The 22,623-nt window shown below is 63.0% G+C and carries 19 protein-coding genes; 15 read left to right on the forward strand and 4 right to left on the reverse strand.

What is annotated here, in order from left to right; genetic code table 11:
* Positions 1-13: 13 nt before the first annotated feature.
* Positions 14-430, reverse strand: coding sequence for an RrF2 family transcriptional regulator (locus tag V5734_RS18010; protein ID WP_347309711.1), 417 nt, complete (start codon positions 428-430; stop codon positions 14-16).
* Between the two features lie 85 nt (positions 431-515).
* Between V5734_RS18010 and V5734_RS18015 the strand changes: the two genes are divergently transcribed.
* Positions 516-797, forward strand: a complete 282-nt coding sequence (locus V5734_RS18015; RefSeq protein WP_347310985.1) for a group III truncated hemoglobin — start codon at positions 516-518, stop codon at positions 795-797.
* A gap of 2 nt (positions 798-799) precedes the next feature.
* Here V5734_RS18015 and V5734_RS18020 read toward each other — a convergent pair whose 3' ends face one another.
* Complete coding sequence (locus V5734_RS18020) at positions 800-1,591, reverse strand: IclR family transcriptional regulator (RefSeq protein ID WP_347310986.1); 792 nt, start codon at positions 1,589-1,591, stop codon at positions 800-802.
* A gap of 183 nt (positions 1,592-1,774) precedes the next feature.
* Between V5734_RS18020 and V5734_RS18025 the strand changes: the two genes are divergently transcribed.
* The 9 genes from V5734_RS18025 (at position 1,775) to V5734_RS18065 (ending at position 10,407) form a co-directional block, all read left to right on the forward strand.
* Positions 1,775-3,751, forward strand: coding sequence for an alpha-ketoacid dehydrogenase subunit alpha/beta (locus tag V5734_RS18025; protein WP_347310987.1), 1,977 nt, complete (start codon positions 1,775-1,777; stop codon positions 3,749-3,751).
* A 22-nt stretch (positions 3,752-3,773) separates the two neighbouring features.
* Positions 3,774-3,980: a tautomerase family protein gene (locus tag V5734_RS18030; protein WP_347310988.1), complete on the forward strand. Its 207-nt coding sequence runs from the start codon at positions 3,774-3,776 to the stop codon at positions 3,978-3,980.
* A gap of 21 nt (positions 3,981-4,001) precedes the next feature.
* A complete protein-coding gene (locus V5734_RS18035) occupies positions 4,002-4,907 on the forward strand; it encodes a sugar phosphate isomerase/epimerase family protein (protein ID WP_347310989.1) in 906 nt (301 codons plus the stop codon).
* Positions 4,862-5,953 (forward strand): zinc-dependent alcohol dehydrogenase, encoded by a 1,092-nt coding sequence (locus tag V5734_RS18040; protein ID WP_347310990.1) that lies wholly within the window; start codon positions 4,862-4,864, stop codon positions 5,951-5,953. Before V5734_RS18035 ends, V5734_RS18040 begins: the two co-directional genes overlap by 46 nt.
* 71 nt (positions 5,954-6,024) lie before the next feature.
* Positions 6,025-6,798, forward strand: coding sequence for an SDR family NAD(P)-dependent oxidoreductase (locus V5734_RS18045; RefSeq protein ID WP_347310991.1), 774 nt, complete (start codon positions 6,025-6,027; stop codon positions 6,796-6,798).
* Between the two features lie 51 nt (positions 6,799-6,849).
* Positions 6,850-7,797: a Bug family tripartite tricarboxylate transporter substrate binding protein gene (locus V5734_RS18050; RefSeq protein WP_347310992.1), complete on the forward strand. Its 948-nt coding sequence runs from the start codon at positions 6,850-6,852 to the stop codon at positions 7,795-7,797.
* A 64-nt stretch (positions 7,798-7,861) separates the two neighbouring features.
* Complete coding sequence (locus V5734_RS18055) at positions 7,862-8,323, forward strand: tripartite tricarboxylate transporter TctB family protein (RefSeq protein WP_347310993.1); 462 nt, start codon at positions 7,862-7,864, stop codon at positions 8,321-8,323.
* A 10-nt stretch (positions 8,324-8,333) separates the two neighbouring features.
* A complete protein-coding gene (locus tag V5734_RS18060) occupies positions 8,334-9,851 on the forward strand; it encodes a tripartite tricarboxylate transporter permease (RefSeq protein WP_347310994.1) in 1,518 nt (505 codons plus the stop codon).
* Positions 9,852-10,242: 391 nt separating this feature from the next.
* A complete protein-coding gene (locus tag V5734_RS18065; protein WP_347310995.1) occupies positions 10,243-10,407 on the forward strand; it encodes a helix-turn-helix transcriptional regulator in 165 nt (54 codons plus the stop codon).
* A gap of 32 nt (positions 10,408-10,439) precedes the next feature.
* On the opposite strand, the gene V5734_RS18070 is transcribed toward V5734_RS18065, so the two are convergent.
* Both V5734_RS18070 and V5734_RS18075 read right to left on the reverse strand, forming a co-directional pair.
* Complete coding sequence (locus V5734_RS18070) at positions 10,440-11,504, reverse strand: hybrid-cluster NAD(P)-dependent oxidoreductase (protein WP_347313662.1); 1,065 nt, start codon at positions 11,502-11,504, stop codon at positions 10,440-10,442.
* Positions 11,505-11,517: 13 nt separating this feature from the next.
* Entirely contained in the window at positions 11,518-12,753 is a 1,236-nt protein-coding gene (locus V5734_RS18075) for an aromatic ring-hydroxylating oxygenase subunit alpha (RefSeq protein WP_347310996.1), read from the reverse strand.
* Between the two features lie 361 nt (positions 12,754-13,114).
* Between V5734_RS18075 and V5734_RS18080 the strand changes: the two genes are divergently transcribed.
* From V5734_RS18080 to glgX, 5 genes are all read left to right on the forward strand, one after another.
* Positions 13,115-15,517 (forward strand): glycogen/starch/alpha-glucan phosphorylase, encoded by a 2,403-nt coding sequence (locus V5734_RS18080; RefSeq protein WP_347310997.1) that lies wholly within the window; start codon positions 13,115-13,117, stop codon positions 15,515-15,517.
* Positions 15,518-15,535: 18 nt separating this feature from the next.
* Positions 15,536-17,737, forward strand: coding sequence for a 1,4-alpha-glucan branching protein GlgB (glgB, locus tag V5734_RS18085; RefSeq protein ID WP_347310998.1), 2,202 nt, complete (start codon positions 15,536-15,538; stop codon positions 17,735-17,737).
* Between the two features lie 22 nt (positions 17,738-17,759).
* A complete protein-coding gene (gene glgC, locus V5734_RS18090; protein WP_347310999.1) occupies positions 17,760-19,031 on the forward strand; it encodes a glucose-1-phosphate adenylyltransferase in 1,272 nt (423 codons plus the stop codon).
* Positions 19,032-19,053: 22 nt separating this feature from the next.
* Positions 19,054-20,487, forward strand: coding sequence for a glycogen synthase GlgA (gene glgA, locus V5734_RS18095; RefSeq protein ID WP_347311000.1), 1,434 nt, complete (start codon positions 19,054-19,056; stop codon positions 20,485-20,487).
* Between the two features lie 80 nt (positions 20,488-20,567).
* Positions 20,568-22,601 carry a glycogen debranching protein GlgX gene (glgX, locus tag V5734_RS18100; RefSeq protein WP_347313663.1) on the forward strand — a complete coding sequence of 678 codons (2,034 nt, stop codon included), beginning with the start codon at positions 20,568-20,570 and terminating at the stop codon, positions 22,599-22,601.
* Positions 22,602-22,623 lie beyond the last annotated feature (22 nt).

Here is a 22,623-nt window from a genome sequence, read left to right on the forward strand (position 1 = left end):
GCGTCCTCCCGCATCACGCGGCCTCCCGGACGGGAAGCGCGATGTCGCTCAGGGTCGAGCGGTTGAGATCCTCCAGGAACCGCGCCTCGGCGTGGCGCAGCCGCGCCTTGAGCCGGCAACAGCCCTCGATCGCGCAGTCGCCGCCGGTGCGTCCGAAGCATTCGACCAGGGCCTGGCCGTCCTCGAGCAGCCGCACGACATCGCCAAGGCGCACCTCGGCGGGCTCCTTGCACAGGACCGCCCCGCCGCCGCCGCCGCGCCGGGTCTCGACAATGCCGCCGCGCGCGAGCTGCTGCATGATCTTGGTCAGATGGTTGCGCGACAGCCCGAACTCCGCGGCCAGATCGGCGGTCGAGAAGGCGGTTCCCGGCGCGCTCGCCATGCGCATCAGCATGCGCAGCCCGTAATCGGTGAAGGATGTCAGGCGCATGTCGGGCGGCCCCCGCTAATCGGTATTTACAATACCTATTAACAGGTCTACACAGAATTGCAAGCCGAACAGCGGGAGGCCCACGATGCACGACGCCGCCGAAGATCGAACGGTCGCGCGATCCGCCCGCCCGGCGATGACCGCGGCGCTGATGGAGCGGACCGGCCTCGACGACGACATCCTGACCACGCTCGTCCACCGCTTCTACACCCGGGTGCGCGCCGACGCGGCACTCGGCCCCATCTTCGAGGACCGGATCGCCGACTGGCCTCCGCATCTCGACCGGATGGCGGCGTTCTGGTCGTCCGTCGCCCTGATGACCGGCCGATCCGGTTCTTATAATGTGACCCCAGTCTCCCGCATGTGAAGTCACTCTGCCAGAGCCAAGCCCCCTGATGCATTGGCTGCGGAAAGCATCTTGCTCAGAATCGTGTCGAGATTGTGCTGATACTGCTTTGCGGGCATGGAGGTACAAAGAGCGTAGACTTCACCGGCAATCCTGATCGGAACGGCGACGCAGCACAATTCGTCAAGGTACTCTTCCTCGTCCAAAGCGTAGCCCCTGGCGCGCACCTTGTCGATTTCCTCCAGGAGTCCTTCCCTGGTTGCGATCGTCCGCGCGGTTCTTTTTCTAAAGTCTATTGTGTTTATCACTTTGTTCAGTTCGGACGGGTCGAGGTAGCTCATCAAGAGCTTGGCGGACGCCCTGGCGTGCAGATCGCCGCCCCGAACGCTCATGTCCGTTGACGCATGGATAGGGTTGGTTCCCGGCTCCATGGCGAAGGACACGACATCCTTGTCGATCCAGCGACCGGCATAACTTGTCTCGCCAGTCCTCCGCGCCAGATCGCGCACGAGTTGCTGGAGGTAGTCCGGTCCCGAAAACTGGCGGGCGAAGCCGTCGGCGATGTTCCCTGCCCGAATCCCCAGCGTGATCCGGTCTTGCTCGTTCTTGCGCAACAGCCCTGTTTCTCTGAGCGTGTGCAGTAGGTGATAGGTCGCCTGCAGCGGCAGGCCAAGTGCCTCGCGTATCTCGGCGACGCGCAGACCGTCGCGGCTCGCCGCCACGGCCAGAACAATATCCACGGCCCTGGCAACCGACTGAACTCTTGGTTTTCCGTCCTCTTTGCTGCCACGCTGGGTGGTGGATGAACCGTTCATGACTTCTCCCTTTTCCCCCTCATTTTCTGACATCAGACCAGTCGCAAGGGGCTTTGGCCCGACGCAGGAAGACAGCATTCGGTTGCGAAGTCAAAGCCCGCCAAAAGTGGCTTGATCTTATTTTCCATTTGTGACAAATATCACAATAAGACACTATTATCACTATATGATACGCGAGAGACGATGAAACAAGATGTCCAGGCCGGTGCGGCACAAGACCTCTATCGCCGCATGCAGCTTATTCGCGGCTGCGAGCAGATCAGTCAGGATCTTTCTTCCGGCGAGGGTGCCCTCGTGGCAGGCTCGGTACATCTGTGCGCCGGGCAGGAGGCCGTGCCGGTAGGTGTTTGCGCGGCGCTGGAAGAGGGCGACTGTATTTCCGCGACCTATAGGGGGCACGGCTGGGCCATTGAGGCCGGCCTTGACCCCTTCGAGGTGCTGAGCGAGATCGCCCATCGCTCGACCGGTGTGAATGGCGGCCGTTCTGGTTCGGCTCTGATGATGGCGCCGGAGCGCGACTTCATCGGCGAAAACTCGATCGTCGGGGCGGGCACGACGATCGCCGACGGCGTCGCCATGGCGCTGAAACATGCTGGGGGCCGGAACATATCGGTCGTCAGCATCGGCGATGGCGCCATGAACCAAGGGGCGGTACACGAAGCGCTGGTTTTCGCAAGCCTGCGCAAGCTGCCTGTCCTCTTCATCTGTGAAAACAACGGCTGGGCCGAAATGACGCCGGGCGCTGCGGTTTCCCCGGTGGAGCGGCAGGCAAAGCGCTTGTCCGGATATGGGATCACTGCGGCGACCGTCGACGGTAAGGATCCGATTTCGGTGCGCACCAGCGTCTCGGCCGCGCGCGACGAGATTCTGCGAAGCGGCAAGCCCGTCTTTCTCGAATTCAATGTTCCACGCCTGTGGGGGCACTACAACAAAGACCTTCAGCATTATCGCACCAAAGAGGAATGGGACGCAGCGCAGGCGGCCGACCCCCTGCCGCTGTTCCGTTCGCGGCTTCTGAAGGACGGGCTGGCATCCGAGGCGGATCTTGTCCGTATAGAAGCGGATACCGAGCGCACCCTCGCCGATCTTCGCGCCCGGGTGATTGCGGCTGCGGCGCCCGATCCCGCCGATGCACGCGCGCATATCTATGGCGCACCTTCGGCACCGTTGCCGTCCGGCACGGGCGCGCTTGTCGAAATCGACACCACCTACGGCAAGGCCATTGGCGAAGCTCTGGCGGTCGAACTGGAGACACGGGACAACCTCGTCGTTTACGGCGAGGATGTTGGCGGCGGCGGGATATTCGGCTGCACGAGAGGGCTGCAAAAGCGATTTGGCGACGATCGTGTCTTCGATACGCCGATCTCGGAAAACGCGATCCTGGGCTCGGCGCTCGGCGCATCCATGAAGGGTTTGCGTCCGGTTGTCGAGATCATGTGGGGCGACTTCGTCCTGGTGGCGCTTGATCAGATCGTCAACCAGATGAGCAACCTGCGCTACCTCACCGGCAGCAAGAGCTGCGCCCCGCTGGTGGTGCGGATGCAGCAGGGCGTAACGCCCGGCTCATGCGCGCAGCACTCCCAGTCGCTCGAGGCGCTGTTCTTCCATGTGCCGGGCATCCGGATCGGGTTGCCGTCCACGGCGCAGGACGTCTATGATATGCTGCGGTCGGCCATCGCGGATGACGATCCGGTCATTCTCATAGAATCCCGCACGTTCTATCAGGAGCCGGCGAAGATCGTTACCGGCGGCCCGGTCCAGCCGATCGGAGGGCTGGCGCTGCGGCGCACGGGACGCGACGTTGCCCTGATCAGCTGGAGCACGGGGATGCCCGTAGTGGAGCGCGCCGCTAAGGCATTGGCGGCCGAGGGTGTGGATGCAAGCGTCATCGACATGCGCTGGCTGTCGCCGCTGCCGATGGACGAGCTTGTCGCAGCGGTCGAGGCTTCGGGACGGGCCGCCCTCGTCGTGCACGAGGCCAACATGACCGGCGGTGTCGGGGCAGAACTTGCGCTCAGGCTGCGCGAGGCCGGGATCGACCGTGTCGCCCGACTTGCGACGCCCGATGTGCGGATGCCGGCCTCGCCGGTTCTGCAGGCGGCCTTGCTGCCGTCGCCTGACAATGTCGTGGCCGCCGTGCGCGATCTTCTGAACACCTGAGACAAATCAAGGAAACCACGTAATGCCATATGTATCCATCCGCCTTGCCGGACCCGGACCGAACGACGAGCAGTGCGAAGTGCTGATCGAAGGCGTCACCGACCTGATCGCGACCACGCTGAATAAGCCGCGCGAGATGGTCATGGTGGTCATCGATGACATCGCGCCCACCCACTACGGGGTCGGAGGACAGTCCGTTCGCCGGATGCGGCAAAGATCTTCTAGCTGACGCCGGGGAGGAACCGCCGTGATGCCCTCGCACAGGTTTTCGGATTTGTCCCGGCGCGGACCCTATAATCTGGTCATGTGCCCCCAATGCCTGGGCGAGGTCGATTTCCGGACCCGGGTGCAATCAGCCGCAGCCGCTGGTTTTCGCGGCATATCCTACCGCACGACCGACTATCTTCAGGACCGGGCGGCGGGCTTCTCGGACGCCGAAATGCAGGCCATGTTGACCGAGCATGACGTTGAAATGACCGCTATAGGGCTTGCGGATGGTTGGAGCACCGGGCTTGACGGGTTGCGAGACGCCGAAGCCTTCCGCCACATGGCAAACATTTTCCGGCCGTGCACGGTAAATGCCGCTCTTCTCGATCCAGTGGCGGATTTCGATCTGGCCATCACCGGATTTCGCCAGCTATGTCAAATGGCGCGGGATCTGTGCGATGCCGACTGCGCGCTGGAGTTTCTTCTGTTCGGCGGCATTTCCGGGCTTGAGGATGCCCTGAGGATCGTTTGCGGTGCGGCCGCCGCAAACGGGGGACTAATTATCGACCTGTGGCAAATGCATCGTACCGGCGTCACGCCTGCCGATCTCGATGCGGTACCCGGCCGCTTGGTCAAGACCGTGCAGATATCGGACGCGCGAGCCGACAAGTTCGACAGCGTGCGCGAGGAATCGCGTTCGGGCCGTTGCCTGCCGGGTGACGGCGAAGCCGATCTTCTCGGCTATCTGGCCTCAATTCGTGCCATGGGAGCAGATCCGTTCTTCGAGGTGGAGGTGCTCAGCGCCGATTTGCGCGCACAAGGCCCGCTTGCCGCCGCGCAAGCCATGGTGAGCGGTTCCGCGCGTTTGATCGAAGAAGCCGGGATCAGTGCCGGCTGGCCCAGTTGGCGGCGGCACGAAAGCCGCACCGTGGAGACTTCACTATGTTGAGTGCGCTGAGAAAGATCCAGGCTGGACCTGGCATCGCAATCACCCCGGTTGCCGCCCCGGTGCCGGCGGCCGGTGAGGTGCTGCTGGACGTAACGGCGGCCGGTGTCTGCGGCAGTGATCTGCATGTCGACGAGTGGACATCCAACTACGGGTTCATGGCCGATCGACTGCCGGTGACACTTGGCCACGAATTCGGCGGCACCGTCATAGCGGCGGGGCCTGACAAACCGGGTCGGGCAGCGACACCGGCGCCAGGCAGCCGTGTCGTGGTCGTGCCGTTCCGATCCTGCGGCGATTGCCCCGACTGCGCTCGTGGCGATGCGGGAGCGTGCCAGAAGAAACAGGCCTATCTGGGTTTTGTCCGCGATGGCGGCTTTTGCAGTCGTGTCACGGTTCCCGTGGAAAACTGTTTGATCGTACCCACCTCGCTAGATGACGAGGCGTTGGCACTGATCGAACCGCTGACGATCGGTGCGCAGGCAGTCGCGCGGAGCAACCTGTCGAAGGGCGCGCGGGTGCTGGTAGTCGGTCCCGGACCGATCGGGCACTCGATCGCGCTGATGGCCGAGGCGGCCGGCGCCGCAATGGTGGCGATTGCCGGCAAGGACGATGCGGTCCGCCTTTCTTCGCTGAACGCCAACGGCTTCGACGCCACGATCGACATTGGGACAGAGACCCTCGATGGCGCGGTCCGGGCTCGCATGGGGGATGCGCCTTTCGATGTCGTCTTCGATGCGGTCGGCGCCCCCCAGATCTTCGAGCCGGCCTTGCGGCTTCTTGCGAATGGCGGGTGCCTTGTGACCGCCGGTTTGCCTGCGCGAGCCGTTCCGCTGGACCTGACAACCCTGTCGCGCAATCAGCAATCCATCATCGGCAGCCACCGCGCGCCGCCAGCCATATGGAAACAGGTGATCGCCACCGTTGCCGCGAGCCCGGAACGGTTTACCGCGATGATCTCGCACAGGGTTCCGCTGCGCGAGGGGGCGCGGGCCTTTGAACTGAGCCGGAGCCGACAGTCATCGAAAGTGATCCTGACAATGCCCTGACGCGATGGCGATCGGGCGATGAAGAGTGCCGGGGCCAAGCCGGGCCCGGCAAACCTGGGTGGGAGGAATAAATGAAACTAGACGATGCACAGCTTCCCGCCGAACTCGTTCGGGGCAAGGTGGTCGTGATCACCGGGGCCGGTGCGGGTATCGGCGCTGCCCTTGCCAGGTGTTTCGCCGCCGACGGTGCGCACGTCGCGGGATGCGACCTGCCTCACGCCCTTTCGGCGGCCAAGGACAATTGCCACCTCGCGGCTTCCTGCGATGTGACCAAGCCTGATGAACTGGCCACCTTTGTCGAGGCCGTGATGGCCAAATTCGGCCGGATCGACGGGCTGGTCGCCAACGCGGGAATTGCCGTCGATGGCCGGTTCGATGCGATTGCCTGGGAGGACATCGAAAAGGTGTTCCGGGTGAATATCTTCGGAGTTCTGCACGCGATCCGCGCTGTCGCGCCGATCATGCGCGCGCAGAAATATGGGCGCATCGCCGTCGCCGCGTCGCGGAATGCGCAAACCTGCAAGATCGGGCGGATTGGCTACAATGCCTCCAAGGCTGCCGTGGTCAGCGCTGTTGGCACCATCGCCCGAGAACTCGAGGGCAGTGGCGTGCTGATTAACAGCTACATTCCCGGTCTGACCATAACCGCCATGCGGCCGCTGCCGGATGGGCAACCTCCTGAAGCCTGCTATCCGACCGTGCGCCGGCTTGTGAGCCTGTCTGCGGATGGCCCGAACGGGCGTACTTTCTTCCGCGAGGACGAAATCCACATTCTCCAGCCGCTATCGGACGCGCTGCGGCGCGAGATCGACGAAACCGCCAGGGGTACGCCCACGCCATCCTGAGGGACGTAACTGGCACCGTGAAACACGACGACTTAAAAGGGAGAAAATGTCATGAAATCTAGATTCTTGGGAGCCTTGGGCGCGCTGAGCCTGTTTCTCGCGCCGGGCTTGGCCAGTGCCGAATATCCTGAAAGGCCGGTCACCATCATCGTTCCGTGGTCGGCCGGCGGTGCGACCGATCTGGTGGCACGGACGATCGAGCCGGTTCTGAGCGAGAAACTCGGCGCGACGATGGTGGTCAGCAATATTGCCGGTGCCGCGGGTACGATCGGTGCGTCCGAGGCGGCGACGGCCAAACCCGACGGCTATACCATCTTCTTCACGCCCCAGGGCGTTCTGACAGTTCAGCCGCAACTGCGCCAGGTACCGTATTCTCTGGACAACTTCACCGCGATCGGCCGCGCCTCCTCGGCGGCGTATATGTCGATGGTCACGCAAGATTCCGAATACGGGTCGATGGAAGAGCTTATGGCGGCGACCAAGGCCGATCCCGGCAAGATCGCCTATGCCACGACCGGCATCGGAACCTTGCCGCATCTGGCCGTCGCGGCGCTCGAGCAACACCTCGGCGTCAAGGTCAAGCAGGTCCCCTACAAGGCCGCAGCGGAAGTCGGCAAGGCCGTGCTGGGCGGTGAATCGCAGGTCATGACCGAACAGGTCCAGTCCGCCGAACAGTTCGGACTTCGCCCCCTCGGCTGCTGGGGCGCGCAAGCATGCGCCTATTATCCGGATGTGCCCTTGATGAAGGACCTCGGCATCGAAACCGTCGTCGAGGTGTCGATGGGGTTCTATGCGCCGGCCGGTACGCCGGAAGAGGTTGTGAACAAGCTGTCCTCGGCTTTGGAGCAGGCAATGAGCGATCCTGAACTGCTTGCCGCGCTTGAGAAGCAGAAGATCACGGCAGCCTATCTTCCTCCCGCCGACTTCGACGCTACGATGCGGACCGAGGTGGTCAACAACCGCAAGGTTCTGGAAGCAGTCGGACTGCTGGCCAAGTAAAACGAGGCGGCCGCTGTCCTGCCCGGAAACGGCGGCCGCACATTCACCGAAAGGATGGGCCAGGATGAGACGATCCAGGGATCTTGTGTTTTCAATCGGGGCGCTAGCGGTTGCCGCAGTATTCTGGGTCGAAGCCTCCAACTCGCGCTATGAATCTGCCTTGTTCGAGGGCTTCGGCCTGAACGCGTTGCAGTTTCCGCGCGCGCTTCTGACGCTCTGGACCGTACTCGCCGGGATCTTGCTGCTTGGTGCGTTGCTCAAGCCGGCGGCAAGTGGCGGGCCTGTCGACTGGAAACCGGCCATGTTCACGATCGCCGGAACCTTCGCCTACTTCTTCCTGATGGTCTATCTCGGCTTTATTCTGGCCAGTGTGGTCTTCGTCCTCGTGATGCCGTTCCTGCTGGGCTACCGAAATGTGCCCGTGATCCTGATCATGTCGATTGCCGTTCCGGTCGCCGTTTGGCTGACCTTCGTCCATCTTCTGCAAATCCAGCTGCCGCGTTCGCCGTGGTTCGCGATATTCTAGAGGGTTCCGAATGGATCAAGTAGCTTCAGCGCTGATGCTCGTCGCCGACCCCTGGGTCGCGGTCGCCCTGACGGTCGGAACCGTATTCGGTATCGTGGTCGGCGCCCTGCCGGGGCTGGGCTCGATCCTGGCAATTACGATGGTTCTGCCCTTCACTTTCGCAATGGGGCAGGTTCCGGCGATAGCACTCATACTTGCGGTATATTGTTCGTCCGTCTTCGGCGGCTCGATCACTGCGATCCTGATCAACACGCCCGGCACACCGCAATCGGCGGCGACGGTGCTTGACGGGTTCGCAATGACCCGCAGAGGCGAGGCAAGCATGGCGATCGGCTGGGCCACGCTGGCATCCTTTCTGGGGGGCGTGTTCTCGGCCATAGTGCTGATCGTCGCCGCGCCGCGGCTCGCGGCCTTCGCGTTGCGCTTCGGCTCGATCGAGACCTTCGCCCTGATATGCCTGTCGCTCACCTGTATCGTCAGCGTTTCGCATGGCAGCCTGCTGAAGGGATTGCTGGCCGGTGTCTTCGGCCTGTTCATTGCGACGATCGGACCGGACCAAATGACCGGCATGGTGCGGCTGAACTTTGACATTTTCGCACTGTCGAACGGCTTTCAGCTGGTGCCGGTCGTCGTGGGGCTTTTCGCATTCGCAGAGGTGTTCGTCCGGGTTGCCGAACGCAGGTTCCAGTCGGCTCCGTCCCCTTCGGCCGCCGGTTTTCGCTTTCCGCGCCCGATCGAAGTCGCACGTCGATGGAAGACGACGCTGAAAAGCGCCGCGATCGGCACCTTTGTCGGGATTTTGCCGGGCACGGGCGCAGCCACCGCCAGCTTCATGGCCTATGCCGAGGCGAAACGCTCGGGCCGTTACCGCGATCGGCTTGGAACAGGAGAGCCGGAGGGGATCGTGGCCGCCGAAACCGCCAACAACGCCGTGACCGGCGGTGCGCTCGTGCCGACACTCGCCCTTGGCATTCCCGGTGACCCTGTGACGGCCGTGATGATGACGGCATTGATCATGCAGGGAATTCAGCCTGGCGTCCGGCTTTTTGCGGACAATCCCGAACTGATGGATGCCGCCTTTCTGACCCTGATCCTCGCCAATTTCGCGCTACTCATCATTGCGGTGCTTGCGACGCCGTTCATCACGCGCATCCTGCGCATGCCAGAGCCGGTTCTGCTCACGGTCGTCCTGGTTCTTTCGACGGTCGGCGCCTATTCGGCCTCGGGCCGTATGCTCGACGTGCTGATAAGCATGGGATTCGGACTGCTTGGGTTCGCGCTGCGCATCGTGTCTGTCCCGATCGCCCCGATCGTCATCGGTATCGTGCTCGGGCCGATATTCGAGGAAAGCTTGCGCCAAGGTCTGATCCTGACGGATGGCAATTTCCTGGCGTTCTGGTCGTCGGAACATCCCATCGCCCTGACGCTGATCCTCGTGACAGTGCTTCTGCTCGTCCTTCCGATCGTCAATGACCTTCGCGCGTCTCGCCGGCAGAGCGCATTTCTGGGGACTGGAGAGGATAGCTGATTGCGCCTGTATGGGTAAACGGATCCGTTCGCCCATGAATTTACCAGTGGGAAACTGGCCAGATAGCGGATTGCAGGAACGATAACGGTTGGGGTGGCGGCCGACGCTGGTGCCACAGAACTCCGCGGGACCACCGACGCCCGGCAAGGCCGCCCCGGGTCGAGCGGGTCTCCGGCAGAGCCGGGAGGAGACCCTCCGCCCGCCTGTGCCTCGGTCGCCTTCCTGCGCAAGGCGCTCGACCACGAGGTGCAAGTGAAGCGGCATGGTGAGGAGGCCCCCGTTTCCTAAACACCTGCCTGTTTCAGTTTCTGCTGTCTGATCTCGAAATCAACGGGCGACAGCATGCCGTTTATTCGGCAAATACCTCAATACCTCACCGAAGCGCTACATCATGGAAATGCGGCTGCATCGGGCCCGCAACCTGATCGTTCAGACCGAACAGTCGATCTCGGAGATCGCGATGGCTTGCGGGTTCAACTCCACATCGCATTTTTCGAAGGTCTTTCGGAGCCACTTCGGTGTCTCGCCGATCGGCCACCGAACGACACTATCTTGAACGACTGCGGGCCGATGCAACTCCGTCCGCATTCAGGCGTCGACCTCGACCGTGCCGATGGGTTTCGAACAGCAGGCAAGGATGTAGCCGGCCTCGATGTCGTCCTCGCTGATGCCGCCGTTGTGGACCATCAGCACCTCGCCCGAGATCTTCTTGACCTTGCAGGTGCCGCAGATGCCGAAGTTGCATCCCGAGGGGACCGGCAGGCCCGAACCTTTGGCGACCTGAAGCACGGTGTCGGTCTCGGTGCAGTCGACCGTGATGCCGGCGCGCGCGAAGCGGATTTCGGCGCGTGCCTCGTCGGCCGGGACGAAGTCGTCGAACACGGTGATTTCCTCGACCGTCTCGGCGGGCGCGGCGAAGCTTTCCTGGTGATAACGCCCCATGTCGTAGCCGAGCGAGATCAGGATCTCGCGAACCGAGGTCATGAAGCCCTCGGGCCCGCAGCAATAGACGTCGCGGTCAAGGTAGTCCTGGCACATCAGGCCCAACATCAGCTGGTTGAACGTGCCGCGATAGCCGGTCCAGACCTCGTAGGGGTCGCTCATCCCGACGACGAAATGCAGTTGGAGCCCGCTGATCCGGCCCGCCATGAATTCCAGCTTGCGGCGGAAGATCAGTTCCACCGGCCGTTTGGCACACTGGATGAAGCAGATGTCCGGATCTTCGCCGCGCTCGAAGAGCGTGGCGGCCATCGACATCATTGGCGTGACGCCGGAACCGGCCGAGATGAACAGGTACTTGCCGTCCGGCTGGCGCGGCAGATGGAAGAGACCCGCCGGCCCGAAGGCCCTGATCTGCATCCCCGGCTTGAGATGATCCAGCATCCACCGAGTCGCGACCGAACCCGGCTGCGCCTTGACCGTGACGGTGACATAGGCGTTCGATACCGGAGACGAGGAGATCGTGTAGGTGCGCTGGATGTTCCCCCCCGGCACCGGCAGGTCCAGCGTGATGAACTGGCCTGCGCGGTAGACGAATGTCGCGCCCGATGGCGGACGGAAGGAAAAAGTCTTCACGTCCGGCGCCTCGGGGATCACCATCACGCATTCCAGAGGCTCGCTGTCCTTCCAGACCGGCGTATCTTCGCGGGGCATCGGGATCATCGGGTCACTCCGCAGCGATGGCGGCACGGCCGACGAGGCCGGCCTGGAGCGACCGGCAATACCAGTCGACGAACTGATTCACGCCGCCTTCCTCGACCTGGCTGTACGGGCCGGGGATATAAGCCGGGGTGTTGATGCCCTTCTGGTTCTCCTCGACGATGCGGCGGTCTTCGTCATTGGTCGCGACCCAGACCTCGGTCAGGCGCTTGAGGTCGTAGTCGGTGCCTTCGACGGCCTCCTTGTGAACCATCCACGTGGTCGTCACCTCGGTTTCCTCGGGGCCGATCGGCAATACGCGGAAGGTCAGCACTGAATCGGACAGGAAGTGGTTCCAGGTGTTCGGGTAGTGGAAGAAGAGGCACGACCCGGCATTGTTGAACGGCACGGTGCCGACTCGCCTGGAGACCGCCGCCTTGCCGTCCATCGTGTAGCTGACCCCCTCGCCCAGGAACGGGATGCGCACAAAGCGCCACTGTTCGGACGGGGCGATCACGTATTTCGACGGCAGGCCGGCAGCCTCGCAGCGATCGACATGCGCCTTGCCGAGGTTGGAACTGGTCGAGTCGTCCGCGCCCACAAGGTTCGGATCGTCGGGGAAGGTCACGCAGAGCGACGGGTGGTTGGCGCTGCAATGGTAGCATTCGCGGTTGTTCTCGAGGACGAGCTTCCAGTTCGCCTTCTCGATGATCTTCGACTGGTGCGCGACCTTCAGGTTCGCCACGTCGTGCGGGGCGAGGTAGCGCTTGGCTTCCGCCTCGAGCGCGCTGATGTCGGGCGCCTCCTGGCCGAGGCAGATGAAGATCATGCCCTGGATCTCGCGGCAATGGACCGCGCCAAGGCCATGATCCGCCGGGTTGAAGTCCGGTCCCATCTCGCGCGCCCAAAGAAGGCGGCCGTCCAGTTCGTAGGTCCACTGGTGATAGGGGCAGACGAGTTTCGCTGCATTGCCCTTTTCGGCCGAGCAGATGCGGCTGCCCCGGTGGCGGCAGGAATTGTGGAACGCCCGCGCCACTCCGTCGGCACCGCGCACGACGATGACCGAATAGGTTCCGACCTGAACGGTCACGTAATTGCCGGTCTTCGGCACTTCCGGGCCGGCAACGGCATAGATCCAGTCCTTGTACCAGATGTTGGCCAGGTCGGCCTCATGGACCGCATGGTCCCTGTAGAAAGCCTGTGGGAGGGAATGCCATGGGCGGCGGGTCAGCAGCAGGGATAGCACGTCGGAGGAGGACATCATGCTCGGCAAACCTAAGTTGAAGGTGAGAATTCGCGCGGGAGAATGCCGTCGAAACCGAAAACGCACCATTCAAAATGCGTCACATTTCCTATCTCGAGAGACATCTCGCGATGCCCGAAACCGGAACGGAGCAGACGACAAGCGGAACGACATAGCTTTGATGGCGTTATTGACCGCGCCAACGCGTCTGAATCCGAGATATTACGTGAGAACCGTGTGCCCGATCTATGAGCGCTTCGACCTGAATTTGCCGATTTCCACGGCATGCCGCCCGCGCTACCGGATGCCGCGCCTGAAAGGGCGACTGCGGTTTGCCGCAATGGCTTTTTTCCAACGCTCGAGTTGAATAGAGTTGCCTCCCATGAACGCTTTCGTACCCGCATCCGTCACAACGGACGGCTTCCGGTCGGACATCCTCCGGCATTTGTCGTACACAGTCGGCAAGGATGCCGCCCACGCCTCCCTCTACGACTGGCGAATGGCGCTTTCCTATGCCCTGCGCGATCGAATCATCACGCCGTGGTTCCAGGCCACCCGGCGCACATGGGCGGAAGACCACAAGCGGGTCTATTATCTTTCGATGGAGTTCCTGATCGGTCGTATCCTGGAGGATGCCGCGATCAATATCGGGCTGCGAGAGGTGGCTGCTGCGGCGCTCTCCGATCTTGGCCAGGACTTCGACCTCATCGCCGATACTGAACCCGACGCGGCACTGGGGAACGGCGGCCTGGGTCGTCTCGCGGCGTGCTACATGGAGAGCATGGCAACGCTCGGCTGCCCGGCCTATGGTTACGGCATCCGCTACGAGCACGGGCTGTTCCGGCAGGAATTCGAACATGGGCAACAGGTCGAACTGGCGGAAGACTGGCTGTCCCAGAAGCACCCATTCGAGTTCGAGCGCCCGGAATGCGCATATACGATCGGTTTCAATGGCAACGTCGAGACAACCGGCGGGCGCACCGTCTGGCGGCCGGACGAAAGCGTTCTGGCATCTGCATATGACATGCCGGTCATCGGCTGGTCGGGCCGGTGGGCGAACACGCTGAGGCTCTGGAGCGCGCTCCCCTCCTCTCGGTTTGACCTGGCGCGGTTCAATCGGGGCGACTACACTGCGGCGGCGGAATCCGAAACGCTCGCGCGGACCATCAGCCGCGTCCTCTATCCCGACGACACGACGCATCAGGGCAAGGAACTGCGCCTGAAGCAGGAATTCTTCCTGACCTCTGCAACGCTCCAGGACATTCTGCGGCGTTACCTCGACTCGCATTCCGACCTGCGTGCGCTGCCGTCAAAGGTCGCGATCCAGATGAACGACACCCACCCCGCGCTGGCCGGGCCCGAACTGATCCGCCTTCTGACGGACCACCACGGGATCGAGTTTGCCGAAGCGATGGAGATCGCCCGGGCCTGTCTGGGTTACACGAACCACACGCTCCTACCGGAGGCATTGGAGCGTTGGTCAACCTGGCTGATGGGAAGCGTCCTGCCCCGGCATATGCAGATCATCGAGCGCATTGATGACCATCACCTCAAGGCCCACCCAAAGCGGCCGCACTACGTCGGCATCGTGAAGCACCACGAGGTCCGCATGGGCGAGCTTGCCTTCATCATGTCGCACCGCGTGAACGGCGTATCGGCGCTTCACACGGATCTCGTGAAGCAGCGGCTTTTCCCGGAACTCGATGCACTGCATCCGGGCCGGATCATCAACCAGACGAACGGAATCGCGCCCCGCCGCTGGCTGCGCATGGCCAATCCCAGGCTTTCAGCGCTGATCAGCGAAACCATCGGAGCGGGCTGGGAAGACCATCTCGACCGGCTGAGCGAGCTTGAGCCGCATATCGAGGACAAAGGCTTCCGTGACGCGTTTGCGGCTGCCAAGCGCGCCAACAAGGTATCGACGGCCCGTTGGATCAAGGAAGCAACCGGCGTCGCCGTCAGTCCGGACGCCTTGTTCGATGTGCAGATCAAGCGAATCCACGAGTACAAGCGCCAGCTGCTGAACATCCTTCAGACGATCGCGGAATGGCACACGATACGCGAAACGCCGAGTGGCAACCATGTGCCCCGCGTGAAGATCTTCGGCGGCAAGGCGGCGCCCGGCTATGCAGTCGCGAAGGAGATCATCCACCTCATCAACGATGTGGCCCGTGTCATCAACGCCGATCCGAAGGTGGGCGACCTTCTGAAGGTCATCTTTCCGCCCAACTACAATGTCTCGATGGCTGAACGGCTTGTCCCGGCCGCGGACCTGTCCGAACAGATCTCGACGGCCGGCAAGGAGGCGTCGGGGACGGGCAACATGAAGCTCTCGCTCAACGGGGCGCTGACCATCGGCACACTCGACGGTGCGAATGTTGAAATCCGTGATCATGTCGGGCCCGAGAACTTCTTCCTGTTCGGCATGACGGCCGACGAGGCAATCGCCCGCCGCGCCATCGACGACCATGCGCGCGAGGCGATCCTGAGCAGTCAGGCCCTTCAAGACGTGCTTCAGATGCTGGCGGAGGGTCGCTTCAGCCCCGACCAGCCCGACCGGTACCACGGTGTCGTGAACCGGGTCTGGCACCATGACTACTTCCTGGTCGCATCCGACTTCGCGGCCTATTGCGATGCGCAGGGTGAGGTCGACAAGGCCTACCGCGACGGAGACGGCTGGGCGAGAAAGGCGGCATTGAATACCGCCCGCATGGGATATTTCTCCTCTGATCGCGCAATTCGAGGTTACATGAAGGAGATTTGGAACACCGACTCGATGCTCTGAGCATCGGGAAAGGGAGGAATGGTGGCCGCGTCGAAGCGAACGAGGTCGGTCGTTCACTGGCCAGATGAGAGCGCGCTCTCCGCGCTTGCTTCGGCCCGGCACGGTGATCCGTTTTCCTTGCTCGGCCCTCACGACGGCCATGTTCTGGCTCTGGTCCCGGACGCCACGTCCTTGTGGCTGCTTCGTGAGCGCGCAAACCCGGTCGAGATGCAACGCCATCCGACGTTCGGCGACTTGTTCATTGCGGAGAAGATTCCGGACGGGCCGTACCGATTGCGCGCGCGCTGCGGCGACGGCCAGGAGCGGGATTTTGACGATCCCTTTCGGTTCGGGCCGGTGCTGGGCGAGATCGACGAATATCTGCTCGGCGAAGGCAACCATCGCGAGCTTTGGCGCGTACTCGGCGCGCACATGATCCGTCATGAAGCGGTAGAGGGGACAAATTTCGCGGTTTGGGCACCGAATGCCACGAGCGTCTCGGTCGTCGGCGACTTCAACCGGTGGGACGGCCGCGTCCACCCGATGCGGCGCAGGGGTGCCACCGGCGTCTGGGAGATCTTCCTGCCCGGGATCGGAGAGGGCACGGTCTACAAGTTCGAGATTCGTGGAATCGGCGGGGTTCGTTTGCCCCTGAAAGCCGACCCGGTGGGGTTCGGATCCGAACATCCGCCGCAGACCGGATCCGTCGTTCGGCGACCAGGCGCCTCCCGATGGGACGATCAGGCATGGATGGCGGGCCGCGCGGGCCGGAACGGGATCGACGCCCCCATCTCGATCTACGAAGTTCACCTTGGAAGCTGGCGTCGCACCGATGGCGGCACCAGGCCCCTGTCCTACCACGAACTCGCCGACGAGCTGGTCGGTTACGCCGACTGGATGGGCTTCACCCACATCGAGCTTCTGCCGGTCAGCGAGCATCCTTTCGACGGGTCCTGGGGCTATCAGCCCATCGGGCTCTATGCCCCGACGATCCGCCACGGAACGCCCGAGGAATTCGCGGCATTCGTGGATGCCGCCCATCGTCGCGGGCTCGGCGTTCTGTTCGACTGGGTGCCGGGGCACTTTCCCACCGATGAACACGGCCTCGGCCGGTTCGACGGGACGGCCCTTTACGAACATGCCGATCCGAAGGAAGGCTTTCACGTCGACTGGAACACGCTCATCTACAACTACGGGCGCGCAGAGGTCAGCAACTACCTGATCGCCAACGCGCTTTACTGGCTTGAGGAATATCATCTCGACGGCCTGCGGGTGGATGCCGTCGCCTCCATGCTCTACCGCGATTATTCCCGCCGCGCGGGTGAATGGGTGCCGAACCGCGACGGCGGGCGCGAGAACTACGAGGCGATCGAGTTCCTCAAGAACATGAACCTGCTCGCATACGGCGCCAATCCCGGGATCATGACGGTGGCCGAGGAATCAACCGCCTTTCCTTCGGTCTCACGCCCTGTGGACAGCGGCGGGCTCGGTTTCGGCTACAAATGGAACATGGGCTGGATGAATGACACGCTCAGCTACATCCAGATGGACCCCGTCCACCGGCAGTATCATCACAACAAGATGACCTTCGCGCTGACCTATGCGTGGTCCGAGAACTTCATCCTGCCGATCAGCCACGACGAAGTCGTGCATGGCAAGGGATCCATGCTCGGCAAGATGCCGGGCCAGGCCTGGGAAAAGTTCGCCAACCTGCGCGCCTACTACAGCTTCATGTGGACTCATCCCGGCAAGAAGCTTCTCTTCATGGGGCAGGAGTTCGCCCAAGGCCGTGAATGGAACCACTCTGCCGGCCTCGACTGGCACCAGTGCGACGATCCGCAGCATCGCGGCGTCCAGCTTCTGGTACGCGACCTCAACCGTCTCTATCGCGAGACGCCGGCGCTCTATCGCAACGATTGCCGGCCCGACGGGTTCGAGTGGCTGGAGCCTGACGACGCCCAACGGTCGGTCTATGCCTTCATAAGGCGCGGCGCGGGCGACGACCCCGTCGTGGTCGTGGCGATAAACTTCACGCCGGTGGAACGCCGCGGCTACCGCCTCGGCTTCCCATCGCCCGGCACCTGGACGGAAATATTGAACAGCGACGCGGCGGTCTATGGTGGAGGCGACCGCGGCAACGCTGGTGCCGTGACCACAGAAGCGGTGGGATGGCACAGGCAGTCCCAGTCCGCGCCGATCACTCTGCCGCCACTGAGCGCCGTCGTTTTCAGACAGGCATGACCTGCTATCGAGGGAGGACGAAATGAAGCCAAGACCCAACCAGCGCCTTTCGTCGCAGGCGATGGCCTTCGTTCTCGCAGGGGGGCGCGGCAGTCGATTGAAGGAACTGACCGACAAGCGCGCCAAGCCGGCGGTCTATTTCGGAGGCAAAACGAGGATCATCGACTTCGCACTGTCGAATGCCCTGAATTCCGGCATCCGCAAGATGGCAATCGCCACCCAGTACAAGGCGCACTCGCTGATCCGTCACATGCAGCGCGGCTGGGGGTTCTTCCGGGCGGAGCGGAACGAATACCTCGATATCCTGCCCGCCTCGCAGCGCGTCGACGAAACGAAGTGGTATCTCGGAACGGCCGATGCCGTGACCCAGAATATCGACATCGTCGACAGCTACGACGTGAAATACGTGATCATCCTTGCAGGCGACCATATCTACAAGATGGACTACGAGATCATGCTGCGCCAGCATGTCGAAACCGGGGCGGATGTGACGATAGGTTGCCTCACCGTTCCCCGCCAGGAGGCCACCGCCTTCGGCGTGATGGACGTGGACAAGAACGGTCGCATCACGGCATTCCTCGAAAAGCCGAAGAACCCGCCGTCAATTCCCGGCGACGCCGATCATTCGCTTGCCTCAATGGGGATCTATGTCTTCGACTGGCAGTTCCTGCGCGACCTTCTGATCCGCGATGCCAGCGATCCCAATTCCTCGCATGATTTCGGGAACGATCTGATTCCCCAGATCGTGAAGAACGGCAAGGCGATGGCGCATCGCTTTTCAGACAGCTGCGTCTTCTCCGGGCTGGAAAAGGAACCATACTGGCGGGACGTTGGAACGATCGACGCCTTCTGGCAGGCCAATATCGACCTGACCGATTTCATTCCCAAGCTCGATCTCTACGACAACGCCTGGCCCATCTGGACCTATGCCGAAATCGTGCCGCCCGCGAAGTTCATCCATGACGAGGACGGCCGGCGCGGGTCGGCGGTGTCGTCCCTTGTATCAGGCGATTGCATCGTCTCCGGCGCCGAGGTGAAGAACTCGCTCCTGTTCACGGGCGTTCGCGCGCATTCCTTCTCGACGCTCGAATACACGGTTCTCCTCCCCTACGTGACGGTCAACCGGCGCTGCGACCTTCGCAATTGCGTCGTGGATCGAGGGGTCGTCATTCCCGAGGGCCTTGTGGTTGGCGCAGACCCCGAGGAGGATGCGAAGTGGTTTCGCCGGACGGATGCGGGCATCGTGCTTGTCACGCAAGAGATGCTGGACCGCCGGGCGGCGAAAGTGAGCTAGATTTGACGGGAAGGCTGAGGGCTTGGGCAAGGTTCTTTCGGTAGCGTCGGAATGTGTGCCGTTCGTGAAGACGGGTGGGCTTGCGGATGTGGTCGGCGCCCTTCCGAAGGCTTTGTCGCCACTGGGCTGGGAGATGCGCGTCCTGCTGCCGGCCTATCCCGGACTCGAGGCACGACTGGCCAACCGCAAAAAGATCTGGGAGGAGGAGGACCTTTTCGGCGGCCCGGCCCATGTCGTCCGGGGAACCGTCGACGGCACGACGATGTTGCTTCTCGTCGCGCCCCATCTCTACGACCGTCCCGGCGGCATCTATTCCGTCGACGGCAAGGACCATCCCGACAATCCCGAACGCTTTGCCGCGCTGTCCTGGGCTGCGGCCGAACTCGCGAAGGGTGGCGGAACCGACGGCTGGCGGCCAAGCGTGCTGCACGCGCATGACTGGCAAGCGGGGCTTGCCCCGGCCTATCTGAACTACGCCGGGACAACGGATATCCGCACGGTGATCACCATCCACAACGTCGCGTTTCAGGGGATTGCTCCGGCGTCCCGATTGGCTGCGCTGCGGCTTCCGGGCCATGCGTTCACGAGCGACGGGCTGGAATACTACGGCAACATCTCGACCCTGAAAGCCGGTCTGGTGACAGCCGACCGGATCACGACAGTGTCGCCGACTTACGCGGAAGAACTCATGCGGCCGGAATTCGGTCTGGGTCTGGAAGGTGTTCTGGCCGCCCGCGCGGGCGATCTTACCGGAATTCTCAATGGCGTCGACGAAAGCGTCTGGTCGCCGGAAGATGACCCAGAGTGCGCGCCCTATTCGAAGCGCAGCCTGAAGGGCAAGGCTGCGAACCGCGAGCGGCTGTGCGCGGAACTGGGACTTGGTGACATCGGCGGACCACTGGCGATCGTCGTAAGCCGCCTGACAGCGCAAAAGGGGATCGACCTTCTGGCGACTGCGACCGATGACTTCATCTCCGCTGGCGGCGGACTCGCGCTGCTCGGGACCGGCGACCATGCGCTTGAGGCGGCAATGCAGGCGGCCGAGGCGCGCTGGCCCGGAAGGGTAGCCGTCCGCATCGGCTATGACGAGGGGCTCGCCCACCGGATGTTCGCCGGGGGAGATGCCGTGCTCGTCCCGTCCCGGTTCGAACCTTGCGGGCTGACCCAGATGTACGGGCTCCGCTACGGCACGATCCCGGTCGTCGCCGCGACGGGCGGGTTGAACGACACCGTCATCGGGGCGACGCCGGCCAGCATCAGAGCTGCTGCCGCGACCGGGATCACCTTTCATCCGGTGGACGGAATAGCATTGGCCGGCGCCCTGCGTCGTCTGGTGCAGCTTCATGCGGATCGCCGGACCTGGAGCGCGATGATACGCGCGGCGATGAAGGCGGACGTGAGTTGGACCGGGCCGGCCCGCGCCTACGCAGACCTCTACCGGAGCCTCGTGGCGTGACCAAACCCCTATCCGCGAAAGCGCCCAGCCGGCTGGCTCATCGCGCGGTCACAGCGGGCCGGGCCTGGCCCCTCGGGGCCATGTTCGACGGGGCGGGCGTCAACTTCGCCGTGTTTTCCGCCCACGCGACGAAGGTCGAGATCTGCCTCTTCACGGCCGATGGCCGCCGTGAGATCGCGCGGATGAGCCTGCCCGAGCGTGACGGCGACATCTGGCACGGCCATATCGAGGGGCTCACGCCCGGAACGATTTACGGCCTTCGCGTGCATGGCCCTTACGACCCGGAAAACGGTCATCGCTTCAACCCGAACAAGTTGCTTCTGGACCCCTACGCCCGCCAGATCGTCGGGCGCCTGAAATGGTCCGATGCGCTGATGGGATACCGCGCCGGCGGAGCGGCGAGCGATCTGTCGTTCGACACCCGCGACAGCGCCTTCGCGATGCCGAAATGCGTCGTCGCCGACACCAGCTTCGATTGGGGCGACGATCGGCCGCCACTCCGCGACCAGCGCGAAACCGTGATCTACGAAGCGAATGTCCGCGGTCAGACCATGATGCACCCGGACGTGGACCCGGCCCTTCGCGGCACGTTCCTGGGCATGAGTTCAGAGCCGATGATCGAACATCTGACCAGGCTCGGCGTGACGGCTGTCGAGCTCTTGCCGGTTCAGACGTTCCTGAATGACCGCTTTCTCGAAACCCGTGGTCTGCGCAACTACTGGGGCTACCAGACCATCGGTTTCTTTGCGCCCGAGCCACGCTACATGAGTCGGGGCGCCGTCTGGGAATTCCAGGCGATGGTCCGGCGGTTCCACGCCGCGGGCATCGAGGTGCTGCTCGACGTCGTCTACAACCACACCGGCGAAGGCGACGAGCTGGGACCAACCCTCAGCTTTCGCGGCATCGACAACCGCAGCTATTACCGCCTTCTGGGGGCGGGCCGGCACTACGAGAACGTGACCGGCACGGGCAACACCCTGAACCTCGATCATCCGATGGTGCTGCGCATGGTCATGGATTCGCTGCGCTATTGGGTAGAGGTGATGCATGTCGACGGTTTTCGCTTCGACCTCGCAAGCGCACTGGCCCGCGGCCCGCACGGATTCGAACCGCAATCCGCATTCCTCGACGCCACGCGCCAGGACCCGATCCTGTCCCGCGTGAAACTGATCGCGGAACCCTGGGACGTCGGGCCGGGCGGATACCGTCTCGGCCGGTTCCCCTACCCTTTCCTCGAATGGAACGACAGGTTCCGGGACGACGTTCGGCGCTATTGGCGTGGTGATCCGAACGGCGCGGCGCACCTCGCCAAGCGCCTGCTCGGCTCGGCAGAGCTTTTCGATCATTGCGGGCGCGGCGCGGCGACATCGGTCAATTTCGTCACCTGCCACGACGGATTCACGCTTTCCGACCTCGTGAGTTATGCCCACAAACACAATACTGCGAATGGTGAAGACAATCGGGACGGGCACAACGCCAACTATTCCGACAACTTCGGAGTAGAGGGGCCAAGCGATGATCCGAAGGTCATCGCGCAGCGCGACAAGCGACGCCGCAACCTGCTGGGGACGCTGTTCCTTTCGCAGGGCACGCCGATGGTCCTTGGCGGTGATGAGGTTGGGAACAGTCAGTCTGGCAACAACAACTGCTACGCGCAGGACAACGAAATCGGTTGGATCGACTGGCGCGGGGCCTCGCCCGAGTTTCTCAATTTCGTTTCGCGCCTGACGGAGCTGCGGCGAAAGTTCCCGGTGCTCGCGCAACGGCGTTTCCTTCACGGCAAGCGCCGGGACGAGGATGATCTGCCGGACATCGAATGGCGACGGGCCGATGGCGCGCCACCCGATGACGCGGATTGGCATGATCCCGATTGGAAGGCTTTTGGTCTGCACCTTCGAGAATCTGCCGAGAAGGCTGTCGTTCGCGGAGAACGGGAAGTCTTCATCTTCTTCAACGCAGGCTCCGACATCACGATCCGTTTGCCCGCCGGCCGCTGGTCGCGTGTGCTGGATACCCGAGCGCCTTCGGGCGGCGGCTCGGGTGTAGAACAGGGGATGGTGGCGCTGGGGGAACAGTCGGTCGCCGTCTTCGTCACACCCGAGGAAGACGGATGAAGACATGGGGCAACGGCAATTG

This window comes from Defluviimonas sp. SAOS-178_SWC (assembly GCF_039830135.1).
Classification (GTDB): domain Bacteria; phylum Pseudomonadota; class Alphaproteobacteria; order Rhodobacterales; family Rhodobacteraceae; genus Albidovulum.